Source organism: Mangrovibrevibacter kandeliae, from assembly GCF_024519155.1.
Lineage (GTDB): Bacteria > Pseudomonadota > Alphaproteobacteria > Rhizobiales > Rhizobiaceae > Mangrovibrevibacter > Mangrovibrevibacter kandeliae.
Genome location: NZ_JANIFJ010000005.1, coordinates 41,762 through 66,230, shown reverse-complemented (window position 1 = coordinate 66,230; position 24,469 = coordinate 41,762). Strand labels below are relative to the sequence as shown.

The 24,469-nt window shown below is 68.4% G+C and carries 27 protein-coding genes; 12 read left to right on the top strand and 15 right to left on the bottom strand.

The genetic code is table 11. The features are described 5' to 3' along the window. Positions 1–22: 22 nt before the first annotated feature. Positions 23–1,969, bottom strand: a complete 1,947-nt coding sequence (locus NPA30_RS13925) for an outer membrane beta-barrel protein (protein WP_256803333.1) — start codon at positions 1,967–1,969, stop codon at positions 23–25. A 249-nt stretch (positions 1,970–2,218) separates the two neighbouring features. On the opposite strand from NPA30_RS13925, the gene NPA30_RS13920 reads away from it, so the two are divergent. Further along, positions 2,219–3,211, top strand: coding sequence for a KpsF/GutQ family sugar-phosphate isomerase (locus NPA30_RS13920; protein ID WP_256803332.1), 993 nt, complete (start codon positions 2,219–2,221; stop codon positions 3,209–3,211). 36 nt (positions 3,212–3,247) lie between these two features. Here NPA30_RS13920 and NPA30_RS13915 read toward each other — a convergent pair whose 3' ends face one another. The 3 genes from NPA30_RS13915 to hemH all read right to left on the bottom strand — a co-directional run bounded on the left by NPA30_RS13915 (position 3,248) and on the right by hemH (position 5,899). Beyond that, entirely contained in the window at positions 3,248–3,724 is a 477-nt protein-coding gene (locus tag NPA30_RS13915; RefSeq protein ID WP_256803330.1) for an NfeD family protein, read from the bottom strand. Then, positions 3,721–4,737, bottom strand: coding sequence for an SPFH domain-containing protein (locus tag NPA30_RS13910; protein ID WP_256803329.1), 1,017 nt, complete (start codon positions 4,735–4,737; stop codon positions 3,721–3,723). The genes NPA30_RS13915 and NPA30_RS13910 overlap by 4 nt, the downstream gene beginning before the upstream one ends. A gap of 100 nt (positions 4,738–4,837) precedes the next feature. Next, positions 4,838–5,899, bottom strand: a complete 1,062-nt coding sequence (gene hemH, locus NPA30_RS13905) for a ferrochelatase (protein WP_256803328.1) — start codon at positions 5,897–5,899, stop codon at positions 4,838–4,840. Positions 5,900–6,065: 166 nt separating this feature from the next. Here hemH and NPA30_RS13900 point away from each other — a divergent pair, with 166 nt between their 5' ends. Both NPA30_RS13900 and NPA30_RS13895 read left to right on the top strand, forming a co-directional pair. Then, positions 6,066–6,503, top strand: a complete 438-nt coding sequence (locus tag NPA30_RS13900; protein ID WP_256803327.1) for an SRPBCC family protein — start codon at positions 6,066–6,068, stop codon at positions 6,501–6,503. Then, positions 6,493–6,855: an ArsR/SmtB family transcription factor gene (locus tag NPA30_RS13895; protein ID WP_256803326.1), complete on the top strand. Its 363-nt coding sequence runs from the start codon at positions 6,493–6,495 to the stop codon at positions 6,853–6,855. Before NPA30_RS13900 ends, NPA30_RS13895 begins: the two co-directional genes overlap by 11 nt. A gap of 24 nt (positions 6,856–6,879) precedes the next feature. Here NPA30_RS13895 and NPA30_RS13890 read toward each other — a convergent pair whose 3' ends face one another. From NPA30_RS13890 to NPA30_RS13875, 4 genes are all read right to left on the bottom strand, one after another. Beyond that, the gene (locus NPA30_RS13890; protein WP_256803325.1) at positions 6,880–7,254 is read right to left on the bottom strand and encodes a hypothetical protein; all 375 of its coding nucleotides are present in this window, start codon (positions 7,252–7,254) and stop codon (positions 6,880–6,882) included. 107 nt (positions 7,255–7,361) lie between these two features. Then, positions 7,362–7,844 (bottom strand): nuclear transport factor 2 family protein, encoded by a 483-nt coding sequence (locus tag NPA30_RS13885; RefSeq protein WP_256803324.1) that lies wholly within the window; start codon positions 7,842–7,844, stop codon positions 7,362–7,364. A gap of 109 nt (positions 7,845–7,953) precedes the next feature. Further along, complete coding sequence (locus tag NPA30_RS13880) at positions 7,954–9,399, bottom strand: homospermidine synthase (RefSeq protein WP_256803323.1); 1,446 nt, start codon at positions 9,397–9,399, stop codon at positions 7,954–7,956. A 194-nt stretch (positions 9,400–9,593) separates the two neighbouring features. Continuing rightward, positions 9,594–11,408: a M3 family oligoendopeptidase gene (locus NPA30_RS13875; RefSeq protein WP_256803322.1), complete on the bottom strand. Its 1,815-nt coding sequence runs from the start codon at positions 11,406–11,408 to the stop codon at positions 9,594–9,596. Positions 11,409–11,842: 434 nt separating this feature from the next. On the opposite strand from NPA30_RS13875, the gene NPA30_RS13870 reads away from it, so the two are divergent. Then, positions 11,843–13,687: a DUF882 domain-containing protein gene (locus NPA30_RS13870; RefSeq protein WP_256803321.1), complete on the top strand. Its 1,845-nt coding sequence runs from the start codon at positions 11,843–11,845 to the stop codon at positions 13,685–13,687. Positions 13,688–14,468: 781 nt separating this feature from the next. Continuing rightward, entirely contained in the window at positions 14,469–14,894 is a 426-nt protein-coding gene (locus NPA30_RS13865; protein ID WP_256803320.1) for a MucR family transcriptional regulator, read from the top strand. A 98-nt stretch (positions 14,895–14,992) separates the two neighbouring features. On the opposite strand, the gene NPA30_RS13860 is transcribed toward NPA30_RS13865, so the two are convergent. Further along, positions 14,993–15,247 (bottom strand): DUF2312 domain-containing protein, encoded by a 255-nt coding sequence (locus NPA30_RS13860; RefSeq protein ID WP_256803319.1) that lies wholly within the window; start codon positions 15,245–15,247, stop codon positions 14,993–14,995. 162 nt (positions 15,248–15,409) lie between these two features. Further along, positions 15,410–15,718: a DUF1244 domain-containing protein gene (locus NPA30_RS13855; protein WP_256803318.1), complete on the bottom strand. Its 309-nt coding sequence runs from the start codon at positions 15,716–15,718 to the stop codon at positions 15,410–15,412. A 240-nt stretch (positions 15,719–15,958) separates the two neighbouring features. Here NPA30_RS13855 and NPA30_RS13850 point away from each other — a divergent pair, with 240 nt between their 5' ends. Further along, positions 15,959–16,429: a DUF1036 domain-containing protein gene (locus NPA30_RS13850; protein WP_256803317.1), complete on the top strand. Its 471-nt coding sequence runs from the start codon at positions 15,959–15,961 to the stop codon at positions 16,427–16,429. Next, a complete protein-coding gene (gene pyk, locus NPA30_RS13845; protein WP_256803316.1) occupies positions 16,426–17,844 on the top strand; it encodes a pyruvate kinase in 1,419 nt (472 codons plus the stop codon). Before NPA30_RS13850 ends, pyk begins: the two co-directional genes overlap by 4 nt. 74 nt (positions 17,845–17,918) lie before the next feature. Here pyk and NPA30_RS13840 read toward each other — a convergent pair whose 3' ends face one another. The 5 genes from NPA30_RS13840 to NPA30_RS13820 form a co-directional block, all read right to left on the bottom strand. Further along, positions 17,919–18,584, bottom strand: a complete 666-nt coding sequence (locus NPA30_RS13840) for a tetratricopeptide repeat protein (RefSeq protein ID WP_256803315.1) — start codon at positions 18,582–18,584, stop codon at positions 17,919–17,921. A gap of 75 nt (positions 18,585–18,659) precedes the next feature. Continuing rightward, a complete protein-coding gene (gene ykgO / locus NPA30_RS13835; protein WP_084411784.1) occupies positions 18,660–18,785 on the bottom strand; it encodes a type B 50S ribosomal protein L36 in 126 nt (41 codons plus the stop codon). Between the two features lie 141 nt (positions 18,786–18,926). Then, the gene (locus NPA30_RS13830) at positions 18,927–20,003 is read right to left on the bottom strand and encodes a 5-(carboxyamino)imidazole ribonucleotide synthase (RefSeq protein WP_256803314.1); all 1,077 of its coding nucleotides are present in this window, start codon (positions 20,001–20,003) and stop codon (positions 18,927–18,929) included. Continuing rightward, positions 20,000–20,488: a 5-(carboxyamino)imidazole ribonucleotide mutase gene (purE, locus tag NPA30_RS13825; RefSeq protein ID WP_256803313.1), complete on the bottom strand. Its 489-nt coding sequence runs from the start codon at positions 20,486–20,488 to the stop codon at positions 20,000–20,002. The genes NPA30_RS13830 and purE overlap by 4 nt, the downstream gene beginning before the upstream one ends. After that, positions 20,485–20,688 (bottom strand): YdcH family protein, encoded by a 204-nt coding sequence (locus NPA30_RS13820; RefSeq protein ID WP_256803312.1) that lies wholly within the window; start codon positions 20,686–20,688, stop codon positions 20,485–20,487. The genes purE and NPA30_RS13820 overlap by 4 nt, the downstream gene beginning before the upstream one ends. A gap of 211 nt (positions 20,689–20,899) precedes the next feature. On the opposite strand from NPA30_RS13820, the gene NPA30_RS13815 reads away from it, so the two are divergent. The 5 genes from NPA30_RS13815 to NPA30_RS13795 all read left to right on the top strand — a co-directional run bounded on the left by NPA30_RS13815 (position 20,900) and on the right by NPA30_RS13795 (position 24,455). Beyond that, positions 20,900–21,070, top strand: a complete 171-nt coding sequence (locus tag NPA30_RS13815; RefSeq protein ID WP_256803311.1) for a YdcH family protein — start codon at positions 20,900–20,902, stop codon at positions 21,068–21,070. A 256-nt stretch (positions 21,071–21,326) separates the two neighbouring features. After that, positions 21,327–21,983 (top strand): thiamine phosphate synthase, encoded by a 657-nt coding sequence (locus NPA30_RS13810; RefSeq protein ID WP_256803310.1) that lies wholly within the window; start codon positions 21,327–21,329, stop codon positions 21,981–21,983. Then, positions 21,980–22,960, top strand: a complete 981-nt coding sequence (locus tag NPA30_RS13805) for a tetratricopeptide repeat protein (RefSeq protein ID WP_256803309.1) — start codon at positions 21,980–21,982, stop codon at positions 22,958–22,960. The genes NPA30_RS13810 and NPA30_RS13805 overlap by 4 nt, the downstream gene beginning before the upstream one ends. Before the next feature lie 58 nt (positions 22,961–23,018). Next, positions 23,019–23,582, top strand: a complete 564-nt coding sequence (gene efp, locus NPA30_RS13800; RefSeq protein WP_256803308.1) for an elongation factor P — start codon at positions 23,019–23,021, stop codon at positions 23,580–23,582. Between the two features lie 66 nt (positions 23,583–23,648). Further along, entirely contained in the window at positions 23,649–24,455 is an 807-nt protein-coding gene (locus NPA30_RS13795) for an inositol monophosphatase family protein (protein ID WP_256803307.1), read from the top strand. Positions 24,456–24,469: the final 14 nt, after the last annotated feature.

Genomic DNA, 24,469 nt, shown 5'->3' with positions numbered 1-24,469 from the left:
CCGAGCGCTCGGCCGATCCGTTTCAGCGCTGCAGCTTCAGCCCGATCCGGGCGCTCTCGGCGGAATAGTCGCTGCCCGGCGCCTCGCTGTCGACGGTCTCGTGGCGCAGCAGGCCCGTCAGGGCGAGGCTGCGGTTCACCCAGTAGGTTGCGCCGCCCTCCGCCGAGAGCGTGCGCTCCCGGTCGCTCTCGACGTCGCTGTCGCGGTAGCCCGCGGTCACGGCGGCGTTGAGGTCGAGGCGCTCGGTCGCACGGTGGCGCAGGCCGAGCGAGGCCTCGTAAACGGTTGCCGGCGCGATGTTCTGCGTGTCCGGGTCGAAGCGCGTCGTGCCGGTGAAGATCACGTCGGTGCCGCGCCATGGCGACCAGGCGAGCTTGGCGTCGATCGTCGGCGAGCCGACGGTGTCGAGTTCGTCCGCATCGGGCACGTTCACGGCATATCCGAGGGCCAGCTCGCCGTTCAGCTTGTCGCCGAAGTCGAGGGAGATGCCGGCCCGCATCGCCTCGATCAGGGAGTTGCGGCTGCGTCCGGTGTCGTCCTTCTCGTCGTCGAACAGGCGGCGGGCGAGGCTCGCCTCGAGGAAGGGCTGCAGCGCCGGCGAGATCTCGTAGCCGCCGCGCAGCCGACCGGTCAGCGTCGTGTAGCTCTGGCCGGGCGTGCCCGCGGTCTCTTCGGCGTATCCGTCGCGCCGCAGGTCGGCGCCGAGATCAGCCGAGAAGCGTCCGAACGTCTTCTGGACGTCGCCGCCGAGCGAGGTGGTGTAGATCTGCGGCCGGGTGGCGAGCTCGGCCGGGCTGTCGGCATCGGCCGCCGCCTCGCGGCGATATTCGAAGCCGCCATTGATGGTCGCCACCAGGTCCCGCTCGATGTCGAGCCGAAGCCGACCGTCGAACACCAGGTGCGGATCCTCTTCGATGTCGCCTGCGAAGTTGCGGCGATAGGCTGCCATCGCGTTGATTTCCGCCTCGTGCAGCGACCAGTCGGAGCGCAGACGGGCGGACACTGCGGTGTCGGTGAAGAGGCCGGAAGCGCCGCCGGGGCTGAGGCTCACATTGGTGGAATAGCCGGCGCTCTGCTCCAGCGCCGAGGTGAGAACGAAGCTGCCGAGGCGCAGGCCGACGGGCGCGAAGGGATCCTCCGCCGTCGTCGGCACCATCGGGCGCAGGCCTGTGACGGGCAGATTCTGGCGGCTGAGGCTGCGGTCGAAACCGGCGCGGCGCTCCGGCTCCTCGGCGAGGTTGCGCGACTGCCTCAGCCGCGCGTCCTCGACCGTGTCCGCATCGCCGGCGAGATTGGGAAGGCCGGCGAGGGCGGCATCGGAGCCGCGGCGGCGCGCAGCCGGATCCGCAGCGTCGGCCTTCTTCGCGTCGTCGGCCGGGCGGTCGGTCGGCGTTGCGGTGCGTGCTGCGCGCCGGTCGACGGAGGTTGGAAAGGTCTGGGAGGGCGAGCGGCTCGAGCGGCCGTCATCGAGAAGATCGAAGGGCTTGGGCTGCGCGTCGTCGGCATCGTCGGACAGGCCGTCCGAGGATGAAGGTCGCGATGCTGCACCGTCGTCGGACAAGCTCGTCGTGCCGGTGGAGTCGTCGGAGGCATCGTCCGAAGCCGGCGCGGCGACGGGGTCCAGCGGGTTCGCGTCGAGATCGGAGGCGGCGTCCCCAGGTGCGCCCGAGGCGGCATCGCCGCTGCCGAAGGCGCGGCTCCCGGCGTCGGTTGCGCCATACTGCGAGGTCGCCGCAGGTGGCAGAGGTTGTGCCAGCGCCTGGTCAGCCCGTGCGGGAGCGGCATCGCTGATCCGCAGATCGCTCGTGGCAAGGTCGCCGCTGCCCCGCAGGGGCCCGACGATCGCGCCGGTGCGCAGCTGGTCGAGCACCGCGTCCTGTCCGAAGGCCGCGAGAGGCAGGAGGACGCCACCGGCCAGAAGCGCGTAGCCGCCCCTGCGTTTCCAAGCTGCGTTCGCGGCGAGGGGCATCACCTTACGTTCCGTCATGGGGCCGAGGATGGGCGCGCCAAGTCGGGACGCGTCGTTACCATACCGTAAAGGGATGTGGTTAACCGAAGCTTACCGAAATCGGTTCGCCCGGCCTGCGATTTACAAGCGGCGCGGGACGGACGATAACCGCCCGATCTCCGGAGCCCTGCAGGGGGGCGCGCCGGAAGCCATGTGGCGGACGATTGCCGGCCCGGCCGGACGGCGCACCGCCGAAGCGGGGACGAGTTGATGCAAAGACTGCCGGTTCCGGCGCAGGATGCGCATGCCGGGGTCGCGTCCGCGATCCGTACGATCGAGATGGAAGCCGCCGGGCTGCACGCCCTGGCCGAAGCTCTGACCGGTCCGATGGGCGACGCGTTCGAGGCGGTGCTCGCGGTGATCGCCGCCACCACCGGCCGCGTCATCATCACGGGCGTCGGCAAGAGCGGCCACATCGGCTCCAAGCTCGCTGCGACCTTCGCCTCCACCGGAACGCCCGCCTTCTTCGTGCATCCCTCGGAAGCCAATCACGGCGACCTCGGCATGATCGGCCGCGACGACGTCGTGCTGGCCATGTCGTGGTCGGGCGAGACGACGGAGCTGAAGGGGATCGTCTCCTACACGCGCCGCTTCAACATCCCGCTCGTCGCCATCACGTCACGCGACACGTCCACGCTGGCGCGCGAAAGCGATTTCCGGCTCGTTCTACCGCGCGCCGCCGAAGCCTGCCCGCACGGCCTGGCGCCAACCACCTCCACCGCTGTCCAGCTGGCGATCGGGGACGCCCTGGCCGTCGCCTTGCTGGAGCGGCGCGGCTTCAGTGTCGGCGACTTCCGGGTCTTCCATCCCGGCGGTCAGCTCGGGGCGAGCCTGACGCATGTCGGCGATATCATGCACCGGGGCGAGCGGATGCCCCTGGTGCCGCCCACCATGTCGATCCCCGACGCGCTCGCGGTGATGTCGAGCAAGGGCTTCGGATGCGTCATCGCGGTGGAGGACGATCGGCTCGTCGGCATCTTCACCGACGGCGACCTGCGACGCCATCTCGGTCCCGATGTCCTCAACCGCACGGTCGGCGAGCTGATGACGCCGAAGCCGCGGGTCATCGAGCCGGAGATGCTCGCCGGCAAGGCGCTCGAACTCCTCAACTCGGCCAAGATCAACGTTCTGGTTGTCGCGCGCGATCGCCAGCCGGTCGGCATCGTCCACATGCACGACTTCGTCCGGATCGGCGTCGCCTGAACGCTTCGCTCGCCGCGTCTTACGCCTCGATCGCCCTCAGCCGGCGCGGGCCTGCGGTGCCGGCTCGCTCGCCACCACCGTCAGCAGCGATCCATCCGCGCCGACGATGCGCACGCTGGAGCCCGCCGGCAACTCCGGACCCTGCACGGTCCACCAGCCATCGGCGATCGCCACCCGCCCGCGGCCACCCTGGATCGGCTCGGTGAGGCGCGCCGTCTGGCCGATCAGCCGGTCGGTGCGCCGGTTCAGCGTCGAGGAGCCTTCGCCGGTGCGGCGCAGGCTGTAGACGCGTCGCCCGACGAGCACACACACCGCCGAGAGGATGACGAAGGAGACGACCTGCAGCTCCCAGCCGAACCAGGCAGGCAGCAGCAGTGCGTTGAATCCCACGATCAGCGCGGCGATGCCGAAGAACAGGAGATAGACGCCGGGGAGCGCAACCTCGAGACCGAGCAGCACCAGCCCGAGGATCCACCACCCGTAGCTGCCGAAGGCGGCGAGGTCGGCACTCACGATGCCGACCCGTCATAGGGCACCGGCGGCACCGTCGCGGCCGGGCGCGCCGAGCGGCCACGCGGAACCGGCGCGGGGGCCGGAGGCTGGGGCCTCGACGCATCCGGAAACGCCGCGCGGGCGATCTCGGCGATACCGCCGACCGCGCCGATCAGCGAGGACGCCTCCAGCGGCATCAGCACCACGCGCTGGTTGTTGGCCGAGGCGATCTTGGCGAGCGCCTCGGTGTACTTCTGCGCAACGAAGTAGTTGATCGCCTGCACGTCACCGGCGGCGATCGCCTCCGACACGAGGCGCGTCGCGGTCGCCTCCGCTTCGGCCAGGCGCTCGCGCGCTTCGGCTTCCCGGTAAGCGGCCTCGCGCTTGCCTTCGGCCTCGAGGATCTGGGACTGCTTCTCGCCCTCGGCGCGCAGGATCTTGGCGTTGCGCTGGCCTTCGGCCTCCAGAACCTCGGCGCGCTTTTCACGCTCGGCCTTCATCTGCCGTGCCATCGAGTCGACGATGTCGCGCGGCGGGCGGATGTCCTTGAGCTCGATGCGGGTGATCTTGATGCCCCAGCTGTGCGCCGCCTGATCGACCACCCGCAGGATGCGGTCGGAGATCTGGTCGCGGTTGGACAGGAGGTCGTCGAGATCCATCGCGCCCATCACCGAGCGCAGGTTGGTCATCACCAGGTTGAGGATGGCGTTCTGCAGGCCGCTCACCTCATAGGCCGCGGCCGCCGCGTCGAGGATCTGGTAGAAGGCGACCGCGTCGGCCGCGACCGACGCGTTGTCGCGGGTGATCACCTCCTGCTCGGGGACGTCGAGCACCTGCTCCATCATGTTCAGGCGTGCGCCGATCCGCTCGACGAAGGGGGTGATGAGGTTGAGTCCCGGCGTGAGCGTGCGGGTGTACCGGCCGAAATTCTCGACGGTGTAGTTGTAGCCCTGCGGCACGATCTTGATGGTGGAGCTGAGGACGATCAGGCCCACCACCAGAAAGACCACGATCACGATGCCGAACGCCGTCATGCCTCGCCTCCCGAACAAGCAGCGCCGCAGATGCTACGGCGCGCGGCCACACTAGCATGGGCGGCCCGGCGCCGCGTGAAAAGCGTCCCGTGCGCCGGCGCTAGGCGATCCAGCCCTGCAGCTCCCGCCGCACCAGCGTTTCGATGACCGCCATGCCCGGTTCGCTGTCGTTGAGGCAGGGGATGTGGGTGAAGTTCTCCCCGCCATGCTCGCGGAAGATCTCGCCGACGCCGACCGCGATCTCCTCCAGCGTCTCGAGGCAGTCGGAGACGAAGCCGGGGTTGAACACGGCGATCCGCTTCGTTCCGCCTTCGGCGAGCGCCTGCACGGTCTTGTCGGTATAGGGCTGCAGCCACTCCTCCGGGCCGAAGCGCGACTGGAAGGTCGTCATCAGCCGGCCTTCCGGCCAGCCCAGCCGCTCGTTCAGCAGCCGCGAGGTCTTCTGGCAGTGACAGTGATACGGGTCGCCCTTGCGGAAGTAGCTCTGCGGGATGCCATGATAGGAGGCGATGACCTTTTCCGGCTCGAAGTCCAGCGTCGACAGATGCGTCTCGATCGAACGGGCGAGCGCGTCGATGTAGACCGGCTCGTCGTGGTAGGCCGGCACGGTGCGGGCCGCCGGCATCCAGCGCTTGCCCATCAGGTGCTTGAAGAAGACGTCGTTGACCGTCGCCGTCGTCGAGGCCGAGTACTGCGGGTAGAGCGGGAAGCAGAGGATGCGCTCGCAGCCACGGGCGATCAGCGCATCGACCTTCTCTGCGACGGAGGGCTGCCCGTAACGCATGCCCCAGTCCACCGCGATCTCCGGATGCGCCATGAGGCGCTCGGCGAGCTTTTCCCCCTGTGCCCGGGTGAAGGTGCGCAGCGGTGACTCGTTGCGCTCCTTGTTCCAGATCGTCGCGTAGGCGTGGCCCGACTTCTTCGGCCGCGTGTTGAGGACGATGCCGTAGAGGATCGGATACCACACCGCCCGCGGCCATTCGATGACGCGCCTGTCGGACAGGAACTCGGCGAGGTAGCGCCGCATCGGCTTGTAGTCGGTGCCGTCGGGTGTGCCGAGATTGACCAGCAGCACGCCGATCTTCGGCTTGGCGACAGGGGGATGGCCGGCGGGCAGGGGGCCGATGGCACGCTCGGCGACGGTGAGGGTATGGGCGGTCATCGGATCTCGGTGCAGGTTCGGGTCGCGGTCTGGACCTCATATAAACAACCCATGTCGGCGAAACAGCCTTGTGTCTCGGCACACCGTCGCTTCGGCCCATCAGGCAACTTCGGGGTTGCATGTCGTTCGTGCCTGTGCGATCGCTAAGGCAACCAGGAGGTTGCATATGAACGAGATCAGGAAAGAGATCGACCTCGCTGCGCCGGTCGACCGGGTGTGGCGCGCGGTGACCGACCACGAGGAGTTCGGCAGCTGGTTTCGCGTCTGGCTCGACGGGCCGTTCCGGGTCGGCGAAATGGCGACCGGCGCAATGACGTATCCCGGCTACGAGCACCTGACATGGCGAGCCAGGGTGGAGCGGATGGAGCCGTATGTCTTCGCCTTTTCCTGGCACCCCTATGCGATCGATCCGACGGTGGACTACGCGGACGAGCCCCCGACGCTCGTCACCTTCGCGCTGCGACCGTCGACGGTCGGAACGCATCTGACGATTACCGAGAGCGGCTTCGACGCACTGCCGCCGCACCGCTTCGACGAGGCGCTGCGGATGAACGACCGCGGCTGGACGATCCAGGCCGCCAACATCGCCGCACATGTCGCCTGAGGCCGGCGCATCCGGGCTTGCCGAGGCGGCGCGGATATTCGCCGCTCTTGGCGACCCGACGCGGCTCGCACTCCTCCACCGGCTCGCAGACGGGCAGGAGCGGTCGATCGCCAGCCTCTCCACCGACGGCGCGCTGACACGCCAGGCGGTGACCAAGCACCTCGCGGTGTTGGAAGCGACGGGGTTCGTCGGGCGTCAGCGTCGCGGCCGCGAGACGCGGTTCAAATTCAAGCCGCACTCCATCCAGGAGGCGGGCGCCTACCTGCAGGCCGTTTCCGGCCAGTGGGACGATGCGCTGGCGCGACTGCAGGCGCATCTGGAGGGGAAGGGGGCGGCCGCGATCGATCGGTGAGGGGATGCCGCCGCTGCCCGAGGATCAGGCGCGGCGCGCCAGATCGAACCGCGTGCCGTTGGACGAGGCGCAGGAGAGCCGGTCGGGCTGCACTTGGTTGCAGTTCACGGCGATCTGCTCGTTGGTGCTGGGCCGCCGATAGTTGATGGTCGCCTGGTGGGGCCCGTTCAGGACGTAGGTGCCCTCGGCGAGAGGCGCCCGCGTCGCCGTCTCCATCGAGACGAAGCGGCCGCCGGTGAAGGTCGCGGTGTAGGCCACCGGTCCGCCGACCGACGACCAGACGCCTTCGACACCCTTCGGCGCCGCCGCGACCACGGTGGTCGTGCGGGTCTCGGTCTGGCAGGCGCCGAGTGTCGCGGCGGCGAGGACGGCAAGAGCAACGGCAGTTGGACGGCGCATGAGGTGGCTCCGGGAGTGGTGTCGATGGCGTGAGGAAGGACGACCGGACCACATGCCGATCAAAGAAGAAGAGGGCTGCCCTTCGGTCTCCGCGAGGGGCACGGGGATCAGCGGGGCGCCGACGCGAGCGGGGCGCCGGCGAGGGCGGTGTCGGCCGCCGGGATGACGGAGTGGATCGAGCCGATGCTCTCGATCGAGCGGATGCGGTCGTCGCTGGTGAAGGCGAACCAGTACATGGTCGTACCGATGACCAGCGAGCCGTCCCGCTCGTCGCGCTTGGTCCAGTCGCAGCGGCTGGCGCCCTGATCGTCCTCGATGATGATGCCGCGCAACGTATAGGATATGAACGTCGCGCGCCGCATCAGCTCGCTCAGGAAGGCTTTGGCCTCCGGCTCGCCGCCGAGGCGGAACTCGCCCTCCAGCCGCTCGAACCACGGGGCGTCGAAGCTTCCTGCATTGCTGCGGCTCGACACCACCGCGCCTGGCGCAAAGTGGCGGGCGACGTTGCCCGGTTTGCCGGACATCACCGCATCCATCACCTCGCGCAAGACCGAGCGCCTCTTGCCGAGATCGGCCTCCACCACACTCATCACCAGCGATCCTCAAGCGTTTCGCATCCCCTTGAGGTAAGGCCGTTTTTTCAGAAGGCCAGCCGCTGCCATCCCAAAGCGAGTGATTGTCAAGCCTTATCTACAGGTTTTATCGCACGAGGATGTTCTTGAATTGCCAGGGATCGTCCATATCGAGATCCTCGTCGAAGAGCCCGGGCCGGTCGGTCAGCGGCGTCCAGTCGGTGAAGATCCCCTCGACGGGACCGAGATACGGCTTCTGGATCTCGAGACAGCGGTGGAAGTCCATCTCCTCGGTCTCCACGATGCCGCGCTCCGGATTTTCCAGCGCCCACACCATGCCGGTGAGAACCGCCGAGGTGACCTGGAGCGCCGTGGCGTTCTGAAAGGGTGCCAGCTGCCGCGCCTCGGCGAGGCTCAGCCGGGAGCCGTACCAGTAGGCGTTCTTCTCGTGCCCGAAGAGCAGGACGCCCAGTTCGTCGACACCCTCGACCAGCACCTCCTCCGTCATCAGCTCGTGCACCGGCTGGAACTTGCCGGCCGCGCCGAACAGCTCGTTCAGCGACAGCACCGCGTCGTTGCAGGGGTGGTAGGCATAGTGGCAGGTGGGGCGGAACTGGACCTCGCCGCTGCCCGATCGCACGGTGAAGTAGTCGGCGAGCGAGATCGCCTCGTTGTGCGTCACCAGGTAGCCGAACTGCGGCCCCGGGGTCGGACACCAGGTGCGCACGCGGGTGTTGGCGCCGGGCTGCTCGAGGAAGATCGCGGCGCGCGAGCCGCGGCTGTGCTTGCGCGCGGTCGCCGGCAACCACTTCTCGTGCGTGCCCCAGCCGAGTTCGGCCGGCTGCATGCCCTCCGACAGGAACCCGTCGACCGACCAGGTGTTGCGGAACACGCCGATCGGCTTCTGCGTCGGGGCATACTGGGTGTCGCGTTCGGCGACGTGGATGCCCTTGACGCCGACCTGGCGCATCAGCGCGGCCCAGGCGGCACGGTCACCGGCAGCCGGCTCGGGCGTCTCGATGCCTGTGTCGCGCGCGATGTCGAGCAGGGCCTGCTTGACGAACCAGGACACCATGCCGGGGTTGGCGCCGCAGCAGGAGACGGCGGTCGTGCCGCCCGGATTGGCCAGCTTCTCGCGCTGCACCGCGTCGCGCAGGCGGTAGTTGGTGCGCTCCTCGTTGCGCAGCTCCTCGTCATAGTAGAAGCCGAGCCACGGCTCCACGACGGTGTCGATGTAGAGAACGCCGAGCTTGCGGCACAGCTTCATGAGGTCGAGCGAGCTGGTGTCGACCGAGAGATTGACGCAGAAGCCCTGGCCTTCGCCGTTGGTGAGAAGCGGGGTCAGCAGCGCCTCGTAGTTCTCCCGCGTCACCGCCTCCTTGACGAAGCGATACCCATGCGCGTCGACCTGAGCGCGGTGGCGCTCGTTCGGATCGACGACGGTCAGGCGGGACTTGTCGAAGGTGAAGTGGCGTTCGATCAGCGGCAGCGTGCCGCGGCCGATCGAACCGAAGCCGATCATCACGATTGGGCCGGTAATGTCGGCATAAACGGGATAATCTTCATTCGCCATTCGGCAGGTTCCTTCCGGTCTGTGGGATGATGCGTCGGGGCTTCCGTGGGCTACGGGCTACGCTGAGGTCTCCGGCTAAAGCACATTGGCAAGGATGGAAAGGGCCGGGGAGCGGGCGGCATCGACGGACCTCCGTCCCTCGATGCGCTCGTGCGGCCTTGGTGATCGCATCTCCCGCTCACGGCCGCCGGCGATCAGGCGGCGTCCAGCGCCTCGAGTTCGTCGATGAACCCGGCGATCACCGACAGGCCCTTCGACCAGAAGGCCGGGTCCGAGGCATCGAGTCCGAACGGCGCCAGAAGCTCGGAGTGGTGCCGCGTGCCGCCGGCCCGCAGCATTTCGAAGTACTTCTCCTGAAAGCCGCTTGCGGCGCCCTGGTAGACCGCAAAGAGCGAGTTCACCAGGCAGTCGCCGAAGGCATAGGCGTAGACGTAGAAGGGCGAATGGATGAAGTGCGGGATGTAGGTCCAGAAGGTCTCATAGCCGGGGCCGAACTCGATCGCCGGGCCGAGGCTCTGCTTCTGGACGTCGAGCCAGATCTCGCCCAGCCGCTCGGCGGTCAGCTCGCCGCCGCGCCGCTCCACATGGACCGCGCGCTCGAACTGGTAGAAGGCGATCTGCCGAACCACGGTGTTCAGCATGTCCTCGACCTTGGAGGCGAGCAGGGCCTTGCGCTCGCGGCGATCGGTCGTGCGATCGAGCAGCGAACGGAAGGTCAGCATCTCGCCGAAGACCGAGGCGGTTTCGGCCAGCGTCAGCGGCGTCGGTGCCATCAGCGCCCCCTGCGGGGCCGCGAGCACCTGGTGCACGCCGTGACCGAGCTCATGCGCGAGGGTCATCACGTCGCGCGGCTTGCCCATGTAGTTGAGGAGCACGTAGGGATGGGCCGAGGGCACGGTCGGATGCGCGAAGGCGCCCGGCGACTTGCCAGGGCGCAGCGCCGCATCGATCCAGCCATGGTCGAAGAAGCGGCCGGCGATCTCGGCCATGTCGGGTGAGAAGCCGGCATAGGCCGACAGCACGGTGTCGCGTGCCTCGTTCCAGCCGATCTCCCGCTGCGGCGTCTCCGGCAGCGGCGCGTTCCGGTCGTAGTGGGCGAGCCGCTCGAGGCCGAGCCACTTCGCCTTCAGCGCGTAGTAGCGGTGCGACAGCGTCGGGTAGGCCGCCACGACGGCGTCCGACAGGGCATCGACGACCTCGCGCTCGACCCGGTTCGCCAGGTGGCGCGAGTCGGCGACATCGCCGAAGCCGCGCCAGCGGTCGGAGATCTCCTTGTCCTTGGCGAGGGTGTTGGTGATCAGCGTGAAGACGCGCAGGTTCGCCCCAAGAACCTCGGCGAGGGCAGCGGCCGCGAGCCGGCGCTTCTCGCGGTCCGGGTCCTGCAACAGGTTGAGCGTCGATTCGAGGCCGAGGTCTTCGCCGCCGACCGAGAACCGCAGCGCCGTCATCGTCTCGTCGAACAGCCGGTTCCAGGCGGAGTGGCCGGTCTGCGACTTCTCCAGGAACAGCTCCTCGAGCCGGTCGTCGAGCTGGAACGGCTTGTCCTTGCGCAGGTCGAGGAGCCAGGGCCGGTAGTGCGCGAGGGCCGGATCGGCCGCCACCGCGGCATCGACGTCGGCGTCCTCCAGCCGGTTCAGCTCCAGCGGAAAGAACAGGAGCAAGGCCGAGATATCCGTCAGTTTCGCCTGCATGTCGCCGTAGAACTTGGCGTGTGCCGGCGCGGACGTGTCGCCCGCATAGACGAGGCTGGCGTAGGAGATCAGCCGTCCGAGCCGCTCGTCGAGGTCCTCGAAGGCTGCGATCGCGGCGGCGAGCCCGTCCGTGCCGGCGCGCGTGGAGGCCTCCGCCAGACGACCGCGCCAGCGGGCCTGGAACTCGCGCGCGATCGTCTCGGATTGCGCGACGTCGGCCTTGATCCGCGGATCGTCGAGGCCGGCATAGAGATCCGCCAGGTTCCAGTGCGGAAGCATGTCGGCCCCGGATCCGGCGGTGGAGGAAGTCGAACGCATGGGATCCTCGTCTTCGTTGGGGGCGGCCACCGGCGAAGGTCGGTGTCCGACGCAGTCGGGGGCGGTCTAGCGCCAATCGGGCCCTCTGTCATGCCGTGTGCGGTGGCTGCACCTCGAGGGGGGTGCGGCTTGCTTCTTGATCTTGTCGCGGCTGCACCCGAGTAATATAGCCCGATTGTCATAGTTCGAGACGAACGGGGCGGGGAGGCCATCGCCTGTAGAGGGCCGCGAGGTCCGCGTACGGAACTTGCTCCACGCTGGAGGGCAGCCAATTTCACCGGCGATTAACCATTTTATTTTGTATTGGACGCGTGATCTGAGCTAAGCGTCATCTTGATGCCGCACTTCTCTCCCAACGAGATGCTGCACCAACATGTTGCCGGGCCGGCTCGGGGAGTTTTGCGGGCCCAGCGATCGAGGGGAACCGGACGAGAATGTTTGGACTGACCGACCTTGTCGGCCGCGCGATTGGGCGCGCTGCGACGATCGCCACCTGTGCCGCGGTTCTCGCCCTTGCCGGAACGGCTGCCCGAGCCGAGACCCGCACCCTGAAGTTCTATCATCTCCACACGCACGAAAAGGCCGAGATCGCCTACAAGAAGGATGGCCGATATCTTCCGGACGGCCTGAAGAAGATCAACTGGATCCTGCGCGACTGGCGCGAGAGCCAGCCGGTCAACATGGATCCGCGATTGCTCGATCTCGTCTGGGAGGCCTACCGGCAGTCGGGCTCCAGCAGCTACATCCAGGTGATCTGCGGCTATCGCGCGCCCGAGACTAACAGCATGCTGCGCTCGCGCACCAACGGTGTCGCCAAGAAGAGCCAGCACATGCTCGGCCGCGCCCTCGATTTCACGCTGCCGGACGTGCCGCTGAAGAAGTTGCGCGAGATCGGCCTGAAGATGCAGGTGGGGGGCGTCGGCTACTATCCGACCTCCGGCTCGCCGTTCGTTCATTTCGATGTCGGCAACGTGCGGCACTGGCCGCGCATGAGCCGCCGGGAGCTCGTGGCCGTGTTCCCGAACGGCGGCACGCTGCACGTTCCCTCGGACGGCAAGCCGCTGCCGGGCTACCAGCAGGCGCTCGCCTCCTACAAGCAGCGCAAGACCTCGACCTCGATCGAGGTCGCCAATGCCGGTTCGGCAGGCTCCTCGTCCTCGGGCGGCGGCTCGGGCGGCAAGACGCTGCTCGCAGCCCTGTTCGGTGGCGGCGGGGGTGAGGACGAGGCGGAGGACGATGTCGAGGCGGCAACGCCCGAGCCGCGTCCGCAGCCCGCGGCCCGTGTGCCGCAGCCGAAGGCGCCCGCGCCGGAGGTCGAGGTCGCCGCGGCCGTTTCGCCGCCGGCGCCGGTGCCGGCCGTTTCGGTGCGCGCCGCAGCGCTGCCCTCTGGCGTCGCTATGCCCGATCGCTTCGACTCGGGCCCGTCGAAGCGTCCGGTGCCCGCGGCGGAGATCCCCTTCGAGGTCCGCACCGAGGTCGCGGCGATCGTTCCGCTGCCGAGCCGGGCGCCCTCGCGCCCCTCCGTTCCGGCCGCGGCTCCCCGTGCTGCATCCGACGATGTGGCGGCGCTCGTGGCATCGCTTGAGACTGCCGAGCCGGAGGCGAAGCCGGCCGGACCGCGGCTCGCCTTCGCCGTGCCGACGCCGCTTGCGCGGCCGCGGTTCGAGCGGATCCTCGATGCCGCGGCGAACCCGCCGGCGCCGGCTTCCGATCCGCTGCTCGTCGCCACGTCCATGCCTGCTCCCACAGCGCCGGCGGCACTGCACACCGCCGCCATACCGGCGGCAGTTCCGGCTGCCCCGGGTCCGACGATCGATCGGAGCATCGTGGAGGAAGTCGCCGCGCTCGTTCCGCCGCAGGGCGACGGGCAGGCGGGTGGAACACCGGACGCGGCGCCCGGCGTGACTGCCCGTGCCGCGGCGACCGGAACCCGCGTCGCCTCGCTGCAGGCGGCGGCAGCCCCGGCCGCTGGCCGCCTCGAGGTGATTCCGGCTGGCAAGACCGGCCGTCTGACCCGCAAGAGTGCCGAGATGCGGCCGCGCTCGCGCCGCATCGAAGCTCAGGATGCGATCCGCTCGCGCATCGAGGTGGCCACCCTGGTCACCAGTCCGGAGATCCGGGCCGAGGCCGAGCCGCTGGTGACGCCGAAGGCCGACATGCTGATGCGGGACGTTCCGACCTCGGTCTACGCCGCCGGCTTCACGGCGGGCCCCCGCCGCAGCGCGAGCCGCATCTTCGGCGAGACCATCAAGTTCCTGCCGGTCGCGAAGTTCGAGTAGCCTCCAAGGCGACCCCGCCGCAGGCGCTTCGACTTCGCCGGACCGGGACCGGGCGCAACCGGTCGATGGTTCGGCGTGCCGCCCGCGGGCCTTTCTGCCGCCCGGGGTCGCTCCCGGCGTCGGGTCGGCTCGAGGCGTTGAAGCCGCTCAGCGCGCGTGCCCAACGCTGGAGCGCCGGAAACGGCAGTGCACGGTCGCATCTCCCGGTCTCCTGCGTTTGACACTGGTCCAGCGCCCGCTGGCCGCGCCTCCTGCTGCTCGTCGGTTGCAACTTCTGCTTAGTATTGGTCTGCGGATACGTCAGAGCCTCGCCCGGCCGATGCGTGTGTTTCCGGGCTGGCATCAATGCGGCCATAGTAGAGTGTCGCTGGTGATTCGGCTCCGATCCCTCGGATGCTTCAACGCGGGTCGTCTCGCTCGCCGCGAGAAGGCACTGGCTCAGCGAACAACACAGCTATAGGTCGCACTGCGACAATTCGCATGTCAAAGCGAGGGTTTGGGTTGAACCGATGAATTGGACTGATCTTCGCGCTGCGCGCCGCCGCAGCTCCGCAAGTTACTTCCGAACGTCGAAATCAACCAGAAATTTTTCCCGAAACTTGCGATCAGGCGAATCGGACTTGACATTAAGTATTGCCCCTACAATACACGAGGCACTGATCGCACTGATGTTCAACGAGGAGCGGCAGCTCGGTAAAGAAGCGTCTTCGACGCTGTGGCGTCGACATCAGGCGCGGTCCAGCCGCGCTGCCGGAGATGCGCTCAAGGATTGGATAAGACAATGGAACAGATCGACGGCGTGGACAACAACGAGATGCTGATGGAGCTGACCGCCGAAGTGGTCGCCGCTTATGTCAGCAACAATTCGTTGCCGGTTTCGGATCTCCCGAGCCTCATTTCCGACGTCTACGGCGCGCTCGGCCGCACCCATGCCGCCCCGCAGGCGCCGCAGGCCGAGAAGCCGAAGCCGGCGGTGCCGGTGAAGCGGTCGGTGACGGACGACTACATCATCTGCCTGGAAGACGGAAAGAAGTTCAAGTCGCTGAAGCGGCATCTGATGACCCACTACAACCTGTCGCCCGAGGAGTATCGGGAGAAGTGGGATCTGCCGGCCGACTATCCGATGGTGGCACCGAACTACGCGGCCGCCCGTTCGCGGCTCGCCAAGCAGATGGGCCTCGGCCACAAGCGGCGCCGCAGCCGCTGATCAGAGACCGAAAAGGGGCGGCGCGGCCGCCCCTTTTCGCGTCGGTTCACAGGAGCGGGCCTGCAGCACCGCCCGGTGCGCTCGACGCTCCGACCCGCTCAGGCCATGCCGAGCGCCTGCATGTAGAGGTCGAGGATCGCCTCCATCTCCTGCCGCTCGTTCTTGTCCTGCTTGCGCAGCGACACGATCCGCCGCATCACCTTGACGTCGAAGCCGCGGGATTTCGCCTCGCCGTAGACGTCCTTGATGTCGTCGGAGATCGTCTTCTTCTCCTCCTCCAGCCGCTCGATACGCTCCACGAACTGCTTCAGCTCGTCTGCGGCTACACCGGTGTCGGCGACGTCTGCGACCATTCCACGTCCCTTGATCTTCGAGAAGAAACCCGCCCGTCGCGAAGGACGGCGGAGCCGGGCGCGGCCGGCAAAGGCCCGCACGCGCGACTCGGATGGCGCGCTCTAGCAGAAACGGTCGGAAAATTGAACCGGAAGGGACGTGGAGCCGCAGGGAGCCAGGCGTCAGTGGCCGGCGCCTTGCCCCGCCTGGAATGCCTCGATCGCGCCCGGTGCCGCCTCGCGCTGGTGCAGCCGGCGCCATTCGTCATAGGGCATGCCGTAGACGTGCTCGCGGGCATCGTCCTTGCTGACCTCGACCCCGGCCGCCTCGGCGGCCTCGCGATACCAGTTGGACAGGCAGTTGCGACAGAAGCCCGCGAGGTTCATCAGATCGATGTTCTGAACGTCCGTGCGCTGACCGAGATGGTCGATCAGCCGGCGGAAGGCGGCAGCCTCGAAGGCGATCCTCTGTTCCTCGCTGAGCTCGGACATGTCGATGACCCTTCCGTTCCGTTTCCGCTGTGGCAGCGTCGTTCCGCACATATCGGCCGCGCGTGTCCCGGCTTCAAGAAGCCACGCGCGTCGCGTCGCTTACTAGGCAGCGCGCGAGGTGCGACGCATCGCGTCGTGTCTCGGGACGGTCATCGCGTTGACAGCATTGGCGGCTATGCGAAGAGTCGCACTTTTGGTATCGGCGCGGCACGCTCCGCCGGCCGTCGTTGGGAATCGTCAATGCCATCCTTCGGGACACTCATCCGCTTCGGCTTCGGCCCTGCCGGCACGGCAGCGCTCGCGCTCGCCGCTTTCCTGTCGCCGTTGTCGGCCGCGCCGGCCCGGGCCGACTTCCGCGTCTGCAACGGCACGCAATCGCTGGTGGGCGTCGCGATCGGCTATCGCGCCGAGGCCGGCTGGACGACGGAGGGTTGGTGGCGTATTCCCGCCACCACCTGCAAGTCGATCATCGAAGGTGAGCTGTCCTCGCGCTTCTACTATCTCTACGCCGAGGACGCGGAAGGCCGCGGACGCTGGGGCGGTCAGATCGACCTCTGCATTGCCGAGAACGAGTTCAAGATCGTCGGCGTCAAGGACTGCTTCGCCCGCGGTTATCAGAAGATGGGCTTCCGTGAGTACGACACCGGCGAGCAAGGCAGCTGGATGGTGCAGCTGACGGAGGCTCCACGCGAAGGAGTGGGCGCACAATGAGACGCGATCGTCGAGTGAAGATCCTGGCCACCCTCGGACCCGCATCGTCCGACGAGGCCATGATCCGCAAGCTGCACGAGGCGGGTGCGGACGTCTTCCGCATCAATATGAGTCATACCAGCCACGACCTGATGCGCGAGCTCGTCGCGCGGATCCGGGCGGTCGAGACTGCCGTCGACCGGCCCATCGGCATCCTTGCCGATCTGCAGGGGCCGAAGCTGCGGGTCGGCAAGTTCGCCGAGGGCAGCGTGGCGCTCGAGATCGGCCAGTCGTTCGTGCTCGACGACGATCCGACGCCGGGCGACGCCACTCGGGTGCACCTGCCGCATCCGGAGATCCTCGAGGTCGTGCGCCCCGGACACCGGCTTCTGATCGACGACGGTCGCCTGGAGCTGCAGGCCGAATCCGCCGACGGCAAGCGGATCGTGACGCGGGTGGTCACCGGCACCAAGATTTCCGATCGAAAGGGCGTCAGCCTTCCGGACTCGACGCTGCTCAGCGGCGCGCTGACCGACAAGGACCGGGCCGATCTCGACGCGGCGCTGGCCGAGGAGGTGGACTGGATCGCGCTGTCCTTCATCCAGCGGCCGGAGGATCTGACCGAGGCGCGCGCCATCGTCCGCGGGCGCGCCGGCATCCTGTCGAAGATCGAGAAGCCGCAGGCGGTCGAGCAGTTGGACGAGATCATTCGCCTGTCGGACGCGATCATGGTCGCGCGCGGCGACCTCGGCGTCGAGATGCCGCTGGAGGACGTGCCCGGCATCCAGAAGCGAATCACCCGCGCCTCGCGCCGCGCCGGTAAGCCGGTGATCGTCGCCACCCAGATGCTGGAATCGATGATCTCGGCGCCGGTGCCGACCCGCGCCGAGGTCTCGGACGTCTCGATCGCAGTCTTCGAGGGCGCCGATGCGGTGATGCTGTCGGCCGAATCGGCTGCCGGCAGCTATCCGGTCGAAGCGGTCGGGATGATGAACCGCATCGCAATGAAGGTGGAGCGCGACCCGCTCTATCCGGGCATCATCTTCGCCCAGCGCCCCGAGCCGGAGGCGACCGGCGCGGACGCGATCTCGCTCGCGGCCCGGCAGATCGCCGACACGCTCTCGATCTCGGCAATCGTCACCTACACCTCGACCGGCGGCACCGGCCTGCGCACCGCGCGCGAGCGGCCGCGCACGCCGATCCTGGCGCTGTCGCCGGAGCGCTCGACGGCACGCCGCCTGTCGCTCGTCTGGGGTCTGCAATGTGCGGTCACCGAGGACGCGGTCGATCTCGACGATGTCGTCAAGCGGGCGTGCCGCGTCTCGGTCGAGCAGGGCTATGCGAAGGTCGGCGAGAAGGTGATCGTGATGGCGGGCGTGCCGCTGCGCACGCCGGGCGGCACCAACATGCTGCGCATCGCCACGGTCGAGGGCTGAGCTTCCGGCCGGCCGTCGCCACGGCCACAGTCCGGGCGCCCCGTGCATTCGTGTCCGGCGGGCCTCCAAACGCCTCAGATGGGCTGGCCCGACAGGTCGTCGGCCAGCCGCCCGACGGCCTCCTGCGCCGAGCGCAGTGCCGGATAGATGGCGAGCACCCGCATATAGGTCTCGAGCGCCTTCTGCTTGCGGTCGGTCTGCTCGAGGATCGTCGCGAGGCCGAGCAGCGCGCCGAAGTGGCGCGGCTCGAGCGCCAGCGTGCGCTCGATGTCGGCCAGCGACTTGCCGAACTCGTCGCGCGTGAAATGCAGCGTCGCCCGCCGGTTCCACGCCTCCGCATAGCGGGGGTCGAGGAGGATTGCCTGGTCGAGAAGGTCGAGCGCACTGGCGCCCTCCTTGTCCGACATCGCCTGGCCCGCCCACAGCATCAGGAGGTCGACGGTGGCGCTGCCGCTCCTGGACCATTCAGCCTGGATTTTCGTGGCGACGACCTGCGCCTTGTCAGGATCCGATTCGCGTTTCAGGTCCGCAAAGAGCTGGTCGAGGCGCTGCGCCGGCGTCTGGTCCGGCGTTGCGGCGGCTGCGTCCGACGCCCCGGCTTCGGGCGCCGGTGCGGCACTGTCCGGAGCGGGGAGGCTCGGCGGGATCGCCTCCGGCTCCGCAGTCTGGGCCTGCAGGGCGGTCGCGCTCAGCGGCAGCGAGACGGCAAGGGCAATGGCTGAAAGACGAACGGCGCGCATGCGACCGACCATACGTCGTGCAGGCGCGCCGTCAAATCGTGAAAGCGTGAGCCGGAACAGGCCCGGCCGACCGGCTCAGCCCTGGCGGGCCTTGAAGCGCGGCGCTTCCTTGTTGATGATGTAGATGCGGCCCTTGCGGCGGACCATGCGGTTCGCACGGTGGCGGGACTTCAGCGCCTTCAGCGAGTTCTTGATCTTCATTGTTCCGGACCGTCGTCGATGCGAGCGGCGGGCCGCTCAATGAAAAGCGCGCCGGAGGGCGCGCTCGAAAGGTTTGGACGAATTAACCGGAGGGGCCTGCGGTGTCAAGATCGTGACGCAGGCTTGCGACCGGCAGGATGCTCATGCGGGACGCGGCTGAAGCCGCGTGAAATGGCCCATCTTGCGGCCGTCGCGGCTCTCCGCCTTGCCGTAGAGGTGGAGCACCAGATTGGGCTCGGTCAGGAGGTCGAAGGCCGACTCCGCCTCGGTTCCGATGAGGTTGTGCATGACGCAATCGGAGTGCCGGACGGTGTCGCCGAGCGGCAGTCCGGCGATCGCGCGGACGTGCTGCTCGAACTGCGACACCGCACAGGCCGCCTCGGTCCAATGGCCGGAGTTGTGCACACGCGGCGCCATCTCGTTGACCAGCAGGCGGTCGTCGTCGGTCACGAAGAACTCGATGCCGATCACGCCGACGTAGGAGAGACGTTCGAGAATCACCCGGCCGAGCGCCCGCGCCTCATCGGCGACAGCGGGAGGGAGCGTGGCCGGCACGCTCGAGGTGCGCAGGATGCCGTTGCCATGGACGTTCTCGGCGGGATCGTAGAGCGCGATCGCGCCATCCGGGCCGCGCGCGCCGATGATCGAGATCTCGCGCTGGAAGCGCACGCGCTTCTCCAGGATCGCCGGCACGCCGCCGAGATTGTCCCAGACGCCGTCATAGGGTGCGCCCTCGCGCAAACTCGCCTGGCCCTTGCCGTCGTAGCCGAAGCGGCGGGTCTTCAGGATGCAGTCGCCCCCGAGTTCGAGCAGCGCGTGACCGAGTTCCTCCTCCCGGTCGATCGCCCGCCACGCGGCGGTGCCGACGCCGACGGCGTTGAAGAAGGCCTTTTCCGTCACGCGGTCCTGCGAGACCTCGAGCGCATCCGGTGGCGGGAAGACCGGGCGCCTCGCCGCAACCTGCCGCAGCGGCGCGACCGGGACGTTCTCGAACTCGTAAGTGATCACCGCCGCGCGCTCGGCGAGCTGCGCCAGCGCCGTCGCGTCGTCATAGGATGCCCCGATCACCGTGTTGGCGACCTGTCCGGCCGGGCAGGCGGGGTCCGGGTCGAGCACCACGGTGTCGAATCCGAGCCGCGCCGCGGCCATCGCCAGCATCCGCCCGAGCTGCCCGCCGCCGACGATGCCGATCGTGTCGCCCTGCACCAGTGCGCTCACGCTTCGGTCTCCGGCCGCTCGGCCACCGCCTCGCTCTGGTTGCGGCGCCAGGTGTCCAGCCGGTCGGCCAATGCCGGATCGGAAAGCGCCAGGACGGCGGCGGCAAGCAGGGCGGCGTTCACCGCCCCGGCGCGGCCGATGGCGAGCGTACCGACGGGAATGCCGGCCGGCATCTGCACGATCGACAGCAGGCTGTCCTGGCCGGACAGCGCGCGGCTCTCGATCGGCACGCCGAAGACGGGAAGGGGCGTCATGCTGGCGGTCATGCCCGGCAGATGCGCCGCGCCGCCGGCACCGGCGATGATCACCCGATAGCCCGCAGCCTTGGCGCCCCGGGCAAAGTCGTACAGGCGCTCCGGCGTGCGATGGGCCGAGACGATCCGCGCCTCGAAGCCGACACCGAGCGCTTCCAGCGTTCCGGCGGCATGCTGCATGGTCGGCCAGTCCGACTGGCTGCCCATGATCAGCGCGACCTCGGCACTCATGCCGTGATGTCCGGGATGATCTGGTCCTCCAGGTCCTGGAGCTTGTCCTTGATGGCGAGCTTCTTCTTCTTCATGCGCTGGATCTGCAGCCGGTCGCAGCCCGTCATCTCCATCGCGTTGATGGCCGCGTCGAAATCGGTGTGCTCCTGCCTGAGGCGCGCTACCTGCAAGCGCAGCGCCGCCTGCTCCTGATCCGCCATGATCGTCCCTCGATGACGCCCGTCCCTCGGGATCCCCGATCCCGCCGCATCGCATGCGATTAACAGGATGGAAGGGATTGGGAAACAGCTGACGAAACGAGGTTCGACACTGCAACGGATTTATGACACGATTCGCTGGTCCGCTTCGAGGTCCGGCAGGATCGGAATGCCGGGTCCCGAGAGGGACGGAACCGGATGAAAGGAGCTCTCTATGGCTTTGGATGCTCATCTCGCGACGCTGGAACAGCGCCACTCGGCGCTCGACGCACAGATCCATTCCGCAAACACCAGCCCCGGCACGCGTGAGTCCGACATCAAGGAGATGAAGCGGCGCAAGCTTCATCTGAAGGACGAAATCGAGCGGCTCCGCTTGAAGCAGTAGAGGTTCTCTCCACGATCCTCGGGTGCGGCATCCACCGCGCCCGAGACGACGCGTTCGCCGTCGCGGCCGCGACGTGCAGCGGTCGCCCGCCCGGCCTTCCCGCAGCGACCATACGCCCCGCCCGCCGGCTTGACCGCCTCCCTCCGATGCCGCTTATGACGTTTCGGCCCGGCCCCGTCCGCACCAGCTCGTGCCGACCGGCTCGAACAGGCGGAGCGCCGCTCCCGGCCGGCCGCAACCGAACATGGCGCAGGTGATGTCCCAACCCGATCCAGTCCGTCCCCGCCTCGTTCTCGTGACGACGCCGCTCGGCGACGCCGAAGCCGAGGATCGTCTGCGCGCGGCCTTGTCCGGCGGCGACGTGGCCTCCGTGATTGTCGATGCCGCCGGTCGCGACTCCGCTGCGTTCCAGCGCCTCGCGGAACTTCTCGTGCCGATCGTGCAGGAGGCCGGGGCCGCAGCGCTGATCGCCGACGACACCCGCTGCGCCGGGCGGGTCGGGGCGGACGGCATCCACCTGACCGGCGGCGACCTCGAAGCGTTGGCCGAGGCGGTCGAGCGGTTCCAGCCGAAGTCGATCGTCGGCGCCTCCGGCTTCGAAACGCGCCACGACGCGCTCGAGGCGGGGGAGAACCTGCCGGATTACCTGATGTTCGGCCGTCTCGCCGGCGACCAGAAGGACGCGCCGCACGAGCGCAATCTCGAACTCGCCGCGTGGTGGGCGCAGATCGTCGAGCTGCCGTGCATCCTGATGGGCGGTGCGAGTCTCGAGGCGCTCGACGAGGCGATCGCCAGCGGTGCCGAATTCGTCGCTCTCGGCGCGGCCGTCTTCGGGCCGGGCGTCGACAGTGCGGAGGCTGTACGCCGTGCCAATGCGATGTTCGACGCCGCGCTTCCCGGAGCTAAGGCGTGAGAGGAGCGCGAGCCGCGCTTCTGGCCGCGACGCTGCTGGCGGTCGCGCCGGCATCCGCGGAGCCTGCCAAACCGGCGCTGGCGCCCACGGGGCACCGCGACCACGCCGGATCCGCCGGGCCGAAGGCAAGCCCGAGCAACATGGCCTACGGCGCGTTCCAGCGGGGCCTCTACGTCACCGCCCGCAAGCTTGCCGAGCCGCTCGCCAATCTCGGGGATCCCGCGGCCCAGACGCTGCTCGGCGAGATCTATTCGCGCGGCTTCGGGGTCACCCGCGACCCGAAGACGGCGGCGCACTGGTACGAGGCGGCGGCCGCGAGCGGCAGCGCCGAGGGCGAGTTCCGCTACGCGCTGATGCTCCTCGACGGGAAGGTGGTGACGCAGGACCTCGCACGGGCGCGCGACCTCATGAAGGCGGCGGCCGACGCCGGCAATCCGCTCGCCGAGTTCAACTACGGTCAGATGCTGATCCAGGCTTCTCCGAGCGGAGGCTTCACCGAGGCGCGCGGCTATTTCGAGAAGGCGGCGACGGCCGGCGTTTCAGACGCGCAGTACGCCATGTCCCAGCTTCTCGCCTATGCGCCGGGCGGCGGTCATCCGGACCTGCCGGCGGCGCGGGCCTGGCTGCTGGCCGCCGCCATCAACGGCCACGACACCGCTCAGATCGAGATCGGCATCTGGCTGATCAACGGCAAGGGTGGCCCGGCCGACGCCCGGCAGGGCTTCTTCTGGCTGCGGCGCGCGGCCAATCGCGGCAACCCGATCGCGCTCAACCGCGTCGCGCATCTCTACAAGGACGGGATCGGCACCCCGCCCGACACCGTCGAGGCGGCGAAGTGGGCGGTGCTCGCCAAGCGGGCCGACAACAGCGACCCGGTGCTCGACGACTTCTTCCGTGGCCTCGATCAGGGGGCGCAGAAATCGGCGCTCGAGGCCGCCAACCGCTTCCGCTCGGTCCGCTCGGGCTCGCGATCTTGAACTGGCGGACCATTTATGGTCTTCACCGGCCGGACCGCCTCCGGCTCCAGAGCACCACATGAAAATCAGCGGAAACGAGATCAAGCCCGGCTTCGTGATCGAGCACAATGGCGGCCTGTGGGCGGCGGTGAAGAGCAATCACGTCAAGCCTGGCAAGGGCGGCGCCTTCAACCAGGTCGAGCTGAAGAACCTCATCGACGGCACCAAGCTGAACGAGCGCTTCCGCTCCTCCGAGACGGTCGAGCGGGTCGAGCTCGAGATGAAGGACTTCCAGTTCCTCTACGCCGAGGGTGAGCAACTGGTGTTCATGGACACCGACAGCTACGAACAGCTGGAGCTGCAGAGCGACTTCGTCGGCGACAGAGCCGCCTTCTTGCAGGACGGCATGCAGGTGACCGTCGAGCTCTACGACGACCGGCCGATCGGCATCCGGCTGCCCGACCAGGTGAAGCTGAAGATCACCGAGGCCGATCCGGTGCTCAAGGGCCAGACCGCGGCGTCTTCCTACAAGCCCGCCATCCTCGAGAACGGGATGCGGGTGATGGTCCCGCCCTTCATCGAGGCGGGCGAGACCATCCTCGTCGACACCAACGAGATCACCTACCTGCGTCGCGCCGACTGACGGCGCCACGCGCTTCGAACACGCTGCGAGCCGGCCGCCGGCTCCCGAACCCGAGAGACCACTGCCATGCCCCGCTCCGCCCTCCTGAACGTCATGACGCAGGCCGCCATGAAGGCCGGCCGCTCGCTGACGCGCGATTTCGGCGAGGTGCAGAACCTGCAGGTCTCGATGAAGGGCCCGGCCGACTTCGTCTCCAATGCCGACCGCAAGGCCGAGGAAATCGTGTTCCAGGAGCTCACCCGCTCCCGGCCCGACTGGGGCCTCCTGATGGAGGAGCGCGGGGAGGTGACCGGCGCGGACGAGCGCCACCGCTGGATCGTCGACCCGCTCGACGGCACCACCAACTTCCTGCACGGCATCCCGGTCTTCGCGATCTCGATCGCGCTGGAGCGGGACGGCGAGATCGTCGCCGGCGTGGTGTTCAACCCCGCGATGGACGAGCTCTACACGGCCGAGAAGGGCGGCGGCGCCTTCCTGAACGACCGGCGCATCCGCGTCGCTTCGCGCAAGAGCCTGCCGGAGGCGCTGTTCGGCACCGGGATCCCGTTCCTCGGCAAGGGCGATCACGCCCGTTTCCTTTACGAGATCCGGCAGGTCATGGGCGAGAGCGCCGGCGTTCGGCGCATGGGCGCTGCGGCGCTCGACCTCGCCTATGTGGCGGCCGGGCGGCTCGACGGCTTCTGGGAGCGCGATCTGCTGCCGTGGGATCTGGCGGCGGGCTCGCTCCTCGTGCGCGAGGCCGGCGGCTTCGTGACGCTGACCGATGGCAGCAAGTTCGACCACATGGCCGGCGAGATCGCCTGCGGCAACGAGCCCCTGCACAAGGCGCTCGTCGATCAGCTGAAAAAGGCCGAGGCGGCCCGCAGGAGCTGAGGCCGATCGCCGCC

Bases quoted from the DNA above. Each gene is read 5' to 3' on its own strand.
- NPA30_RS13910 (WP_256803329.1), bottom strand. From the start codon at position 4,737: ATGACGGCGTTCGGCATCGTGATCGTGGTCTTTCTGGTGGTGGGCCTG.
- NPA30_RS13820 (WP_256803312.1), bottom strand. From the start codon at position 20,688: ATGGCGGATCAGGAGCAGGCGGCGCTGCGCTTGCAGGTAGCGCGCCTC.
- NPA30_RS13925 (WP_256803333.1), bottom strand. From the start codon at position 1,969: ATGCCCCTCGCCGCGAACGCAGCTTGGAAACGCAGGGGCGGCTACGCG.
- NPA30_RS13900 (WP_256803327.1), top strand. From the start codon at position 6,066: ATGAACGAGATCAGGAAAGAGATCGACCTCGCTGCGCCGGTCGACCGG.
- NPA30_RS13885 (WP_256803324.1), bottom strand. From the start codon at position 7,844: ATGAGTGTGGTGGAGGCCGATCTCGGCAAGAGGCGCTCGGTCTTGCGC.
- pyk (WP_256803316.1), top strand. From the start codon at position 16,426: ATGAGACGCGATCGTCGAGTGAAGATCCTGGCCACCCTCGGACCCGCA.
- NPA30_RS13795 (WP_256803307.1), top strand. From the start codon at position 23,649: ATGCCCCGCTCCGCCCTCCTGAACGTCATGACGCAGGCCGCCATGAAG.
- efp (WP_256803308.1), top strand. From the start codon at position 23,019: ATGAAAATCAGCGGAAACGAGATCAAGCCCGGCTTCGTGATCGAGCAC.
- NPA30_RS13855 (WP_256803318.1), bottom strand. From the start codon at position 15,718: ATGTCCGAGCTCAGCGAGGAACAGAGGATCGCCTTCGAGGCTGCCGCC.
- NPA30_RS13840 (WP_256803315.1), bottom strand. From the start codon at position 18,584: ATGCGCGCCGTTCGTCTTTCAGCCATTGCCCTTGCCGTCTCGCTGCCG.
- NPA30_RS13880 (WP_256803323.1), bottom strand. From the start codon at position 9,399: ATGGCGAATGAAGATTATCCCGTTTATGCCGACATTACCGGCCCAATC.
- NPA30_RS13810 (WP_256803310.1), top strand. From the start codon at position 21,327: ATGTCCCAACCCGATCCAGTCCGTCCCCGCCTCGTTCTCGTGACGACG.
- purE (WP_256803313.1), bottom strand. From the start codon at position 20,488: ATGAGTGCCGAGGTCGCGCTGATCATGGGCAGCCAGTCGGACTGGCCG.
- NPA30_RS13890 (WP_256803325.1), bottom strand. From the start codon at position 7,254: ATGCGCCGTCCAACTGCCGTTGCTCTTGCCGTCCTCGCCGCCGCGACA.
- NPA30_RS13815 (WP_256803311.1), top strand. From the start codon at position 20,900: ATGGCTTTGGATGCTCATCTCGCGACGCTGGAACAGCGCCACTCGGCG.
- NPA30_RS13875 (WP_256803322.1), bottom strand. From the start codon at position 11,408: ATGCGTTCGACTTCCTCCACCGCCGGATCCGGGGCCGACATGCTTCCG.
- NPA30_RS13850 (WP_256803317.1), top strand. From the start codon at position 15,959: ATGCCATCCTTCGGGACACTCATCCGCTTCGGCTTCGGCCCTGCCGGC.
- NPA30_RS13920 (WP_256803332.1), top strand. From the start codon at position 2,219: ATGCAAAGACTGCCGGTTCCGGCGCAGGATGCGCATGCCGGGGTCGCG.
- NPA30_RS13860 (WP_256803319.1), bottom strand. From the start codon at position 15,247: ATGGTCGCAGACGTCGCCGACACCGGTGTAGCCGCAGACGAGCTGAAG.
- NPA30_RS13895 (WP_256803326.1), top strand. From the start codon at position 6,493: ATGTCGCCTGAGGCCGGCGCATCCGGGCTTGCCGAGGCGGCGCGGATA.
- NPA30_RS13865 (WP_256803320.1), top strand. From the start codon at position 14,469: ATGGAACAGATCGACGGCGTGGACAACAACGAGATGCTGATGGAGCTG.
- hemH (WP_256803328.1), bottom strand. From the start codon at position 5,899: ATGACCGCCCATACCCTCACCGTCGCCGAGCGTGCCATCGGCCCCCTG.
- ykgO (WP_084411784.1), bottom strand. From the start codon at position 18,785: ATGAAGATCAAGAACTCGCTGAAGGCGCTGAAGTCCCGCCACCGTGCG.
- NPA30_RS13870 (WP_256803321.1), top strand. From the start codon at position 11,843: ATGTTTGGACTGACCGACCTTGTCGGCCGCGCGATTGGGCGCGCTGCG.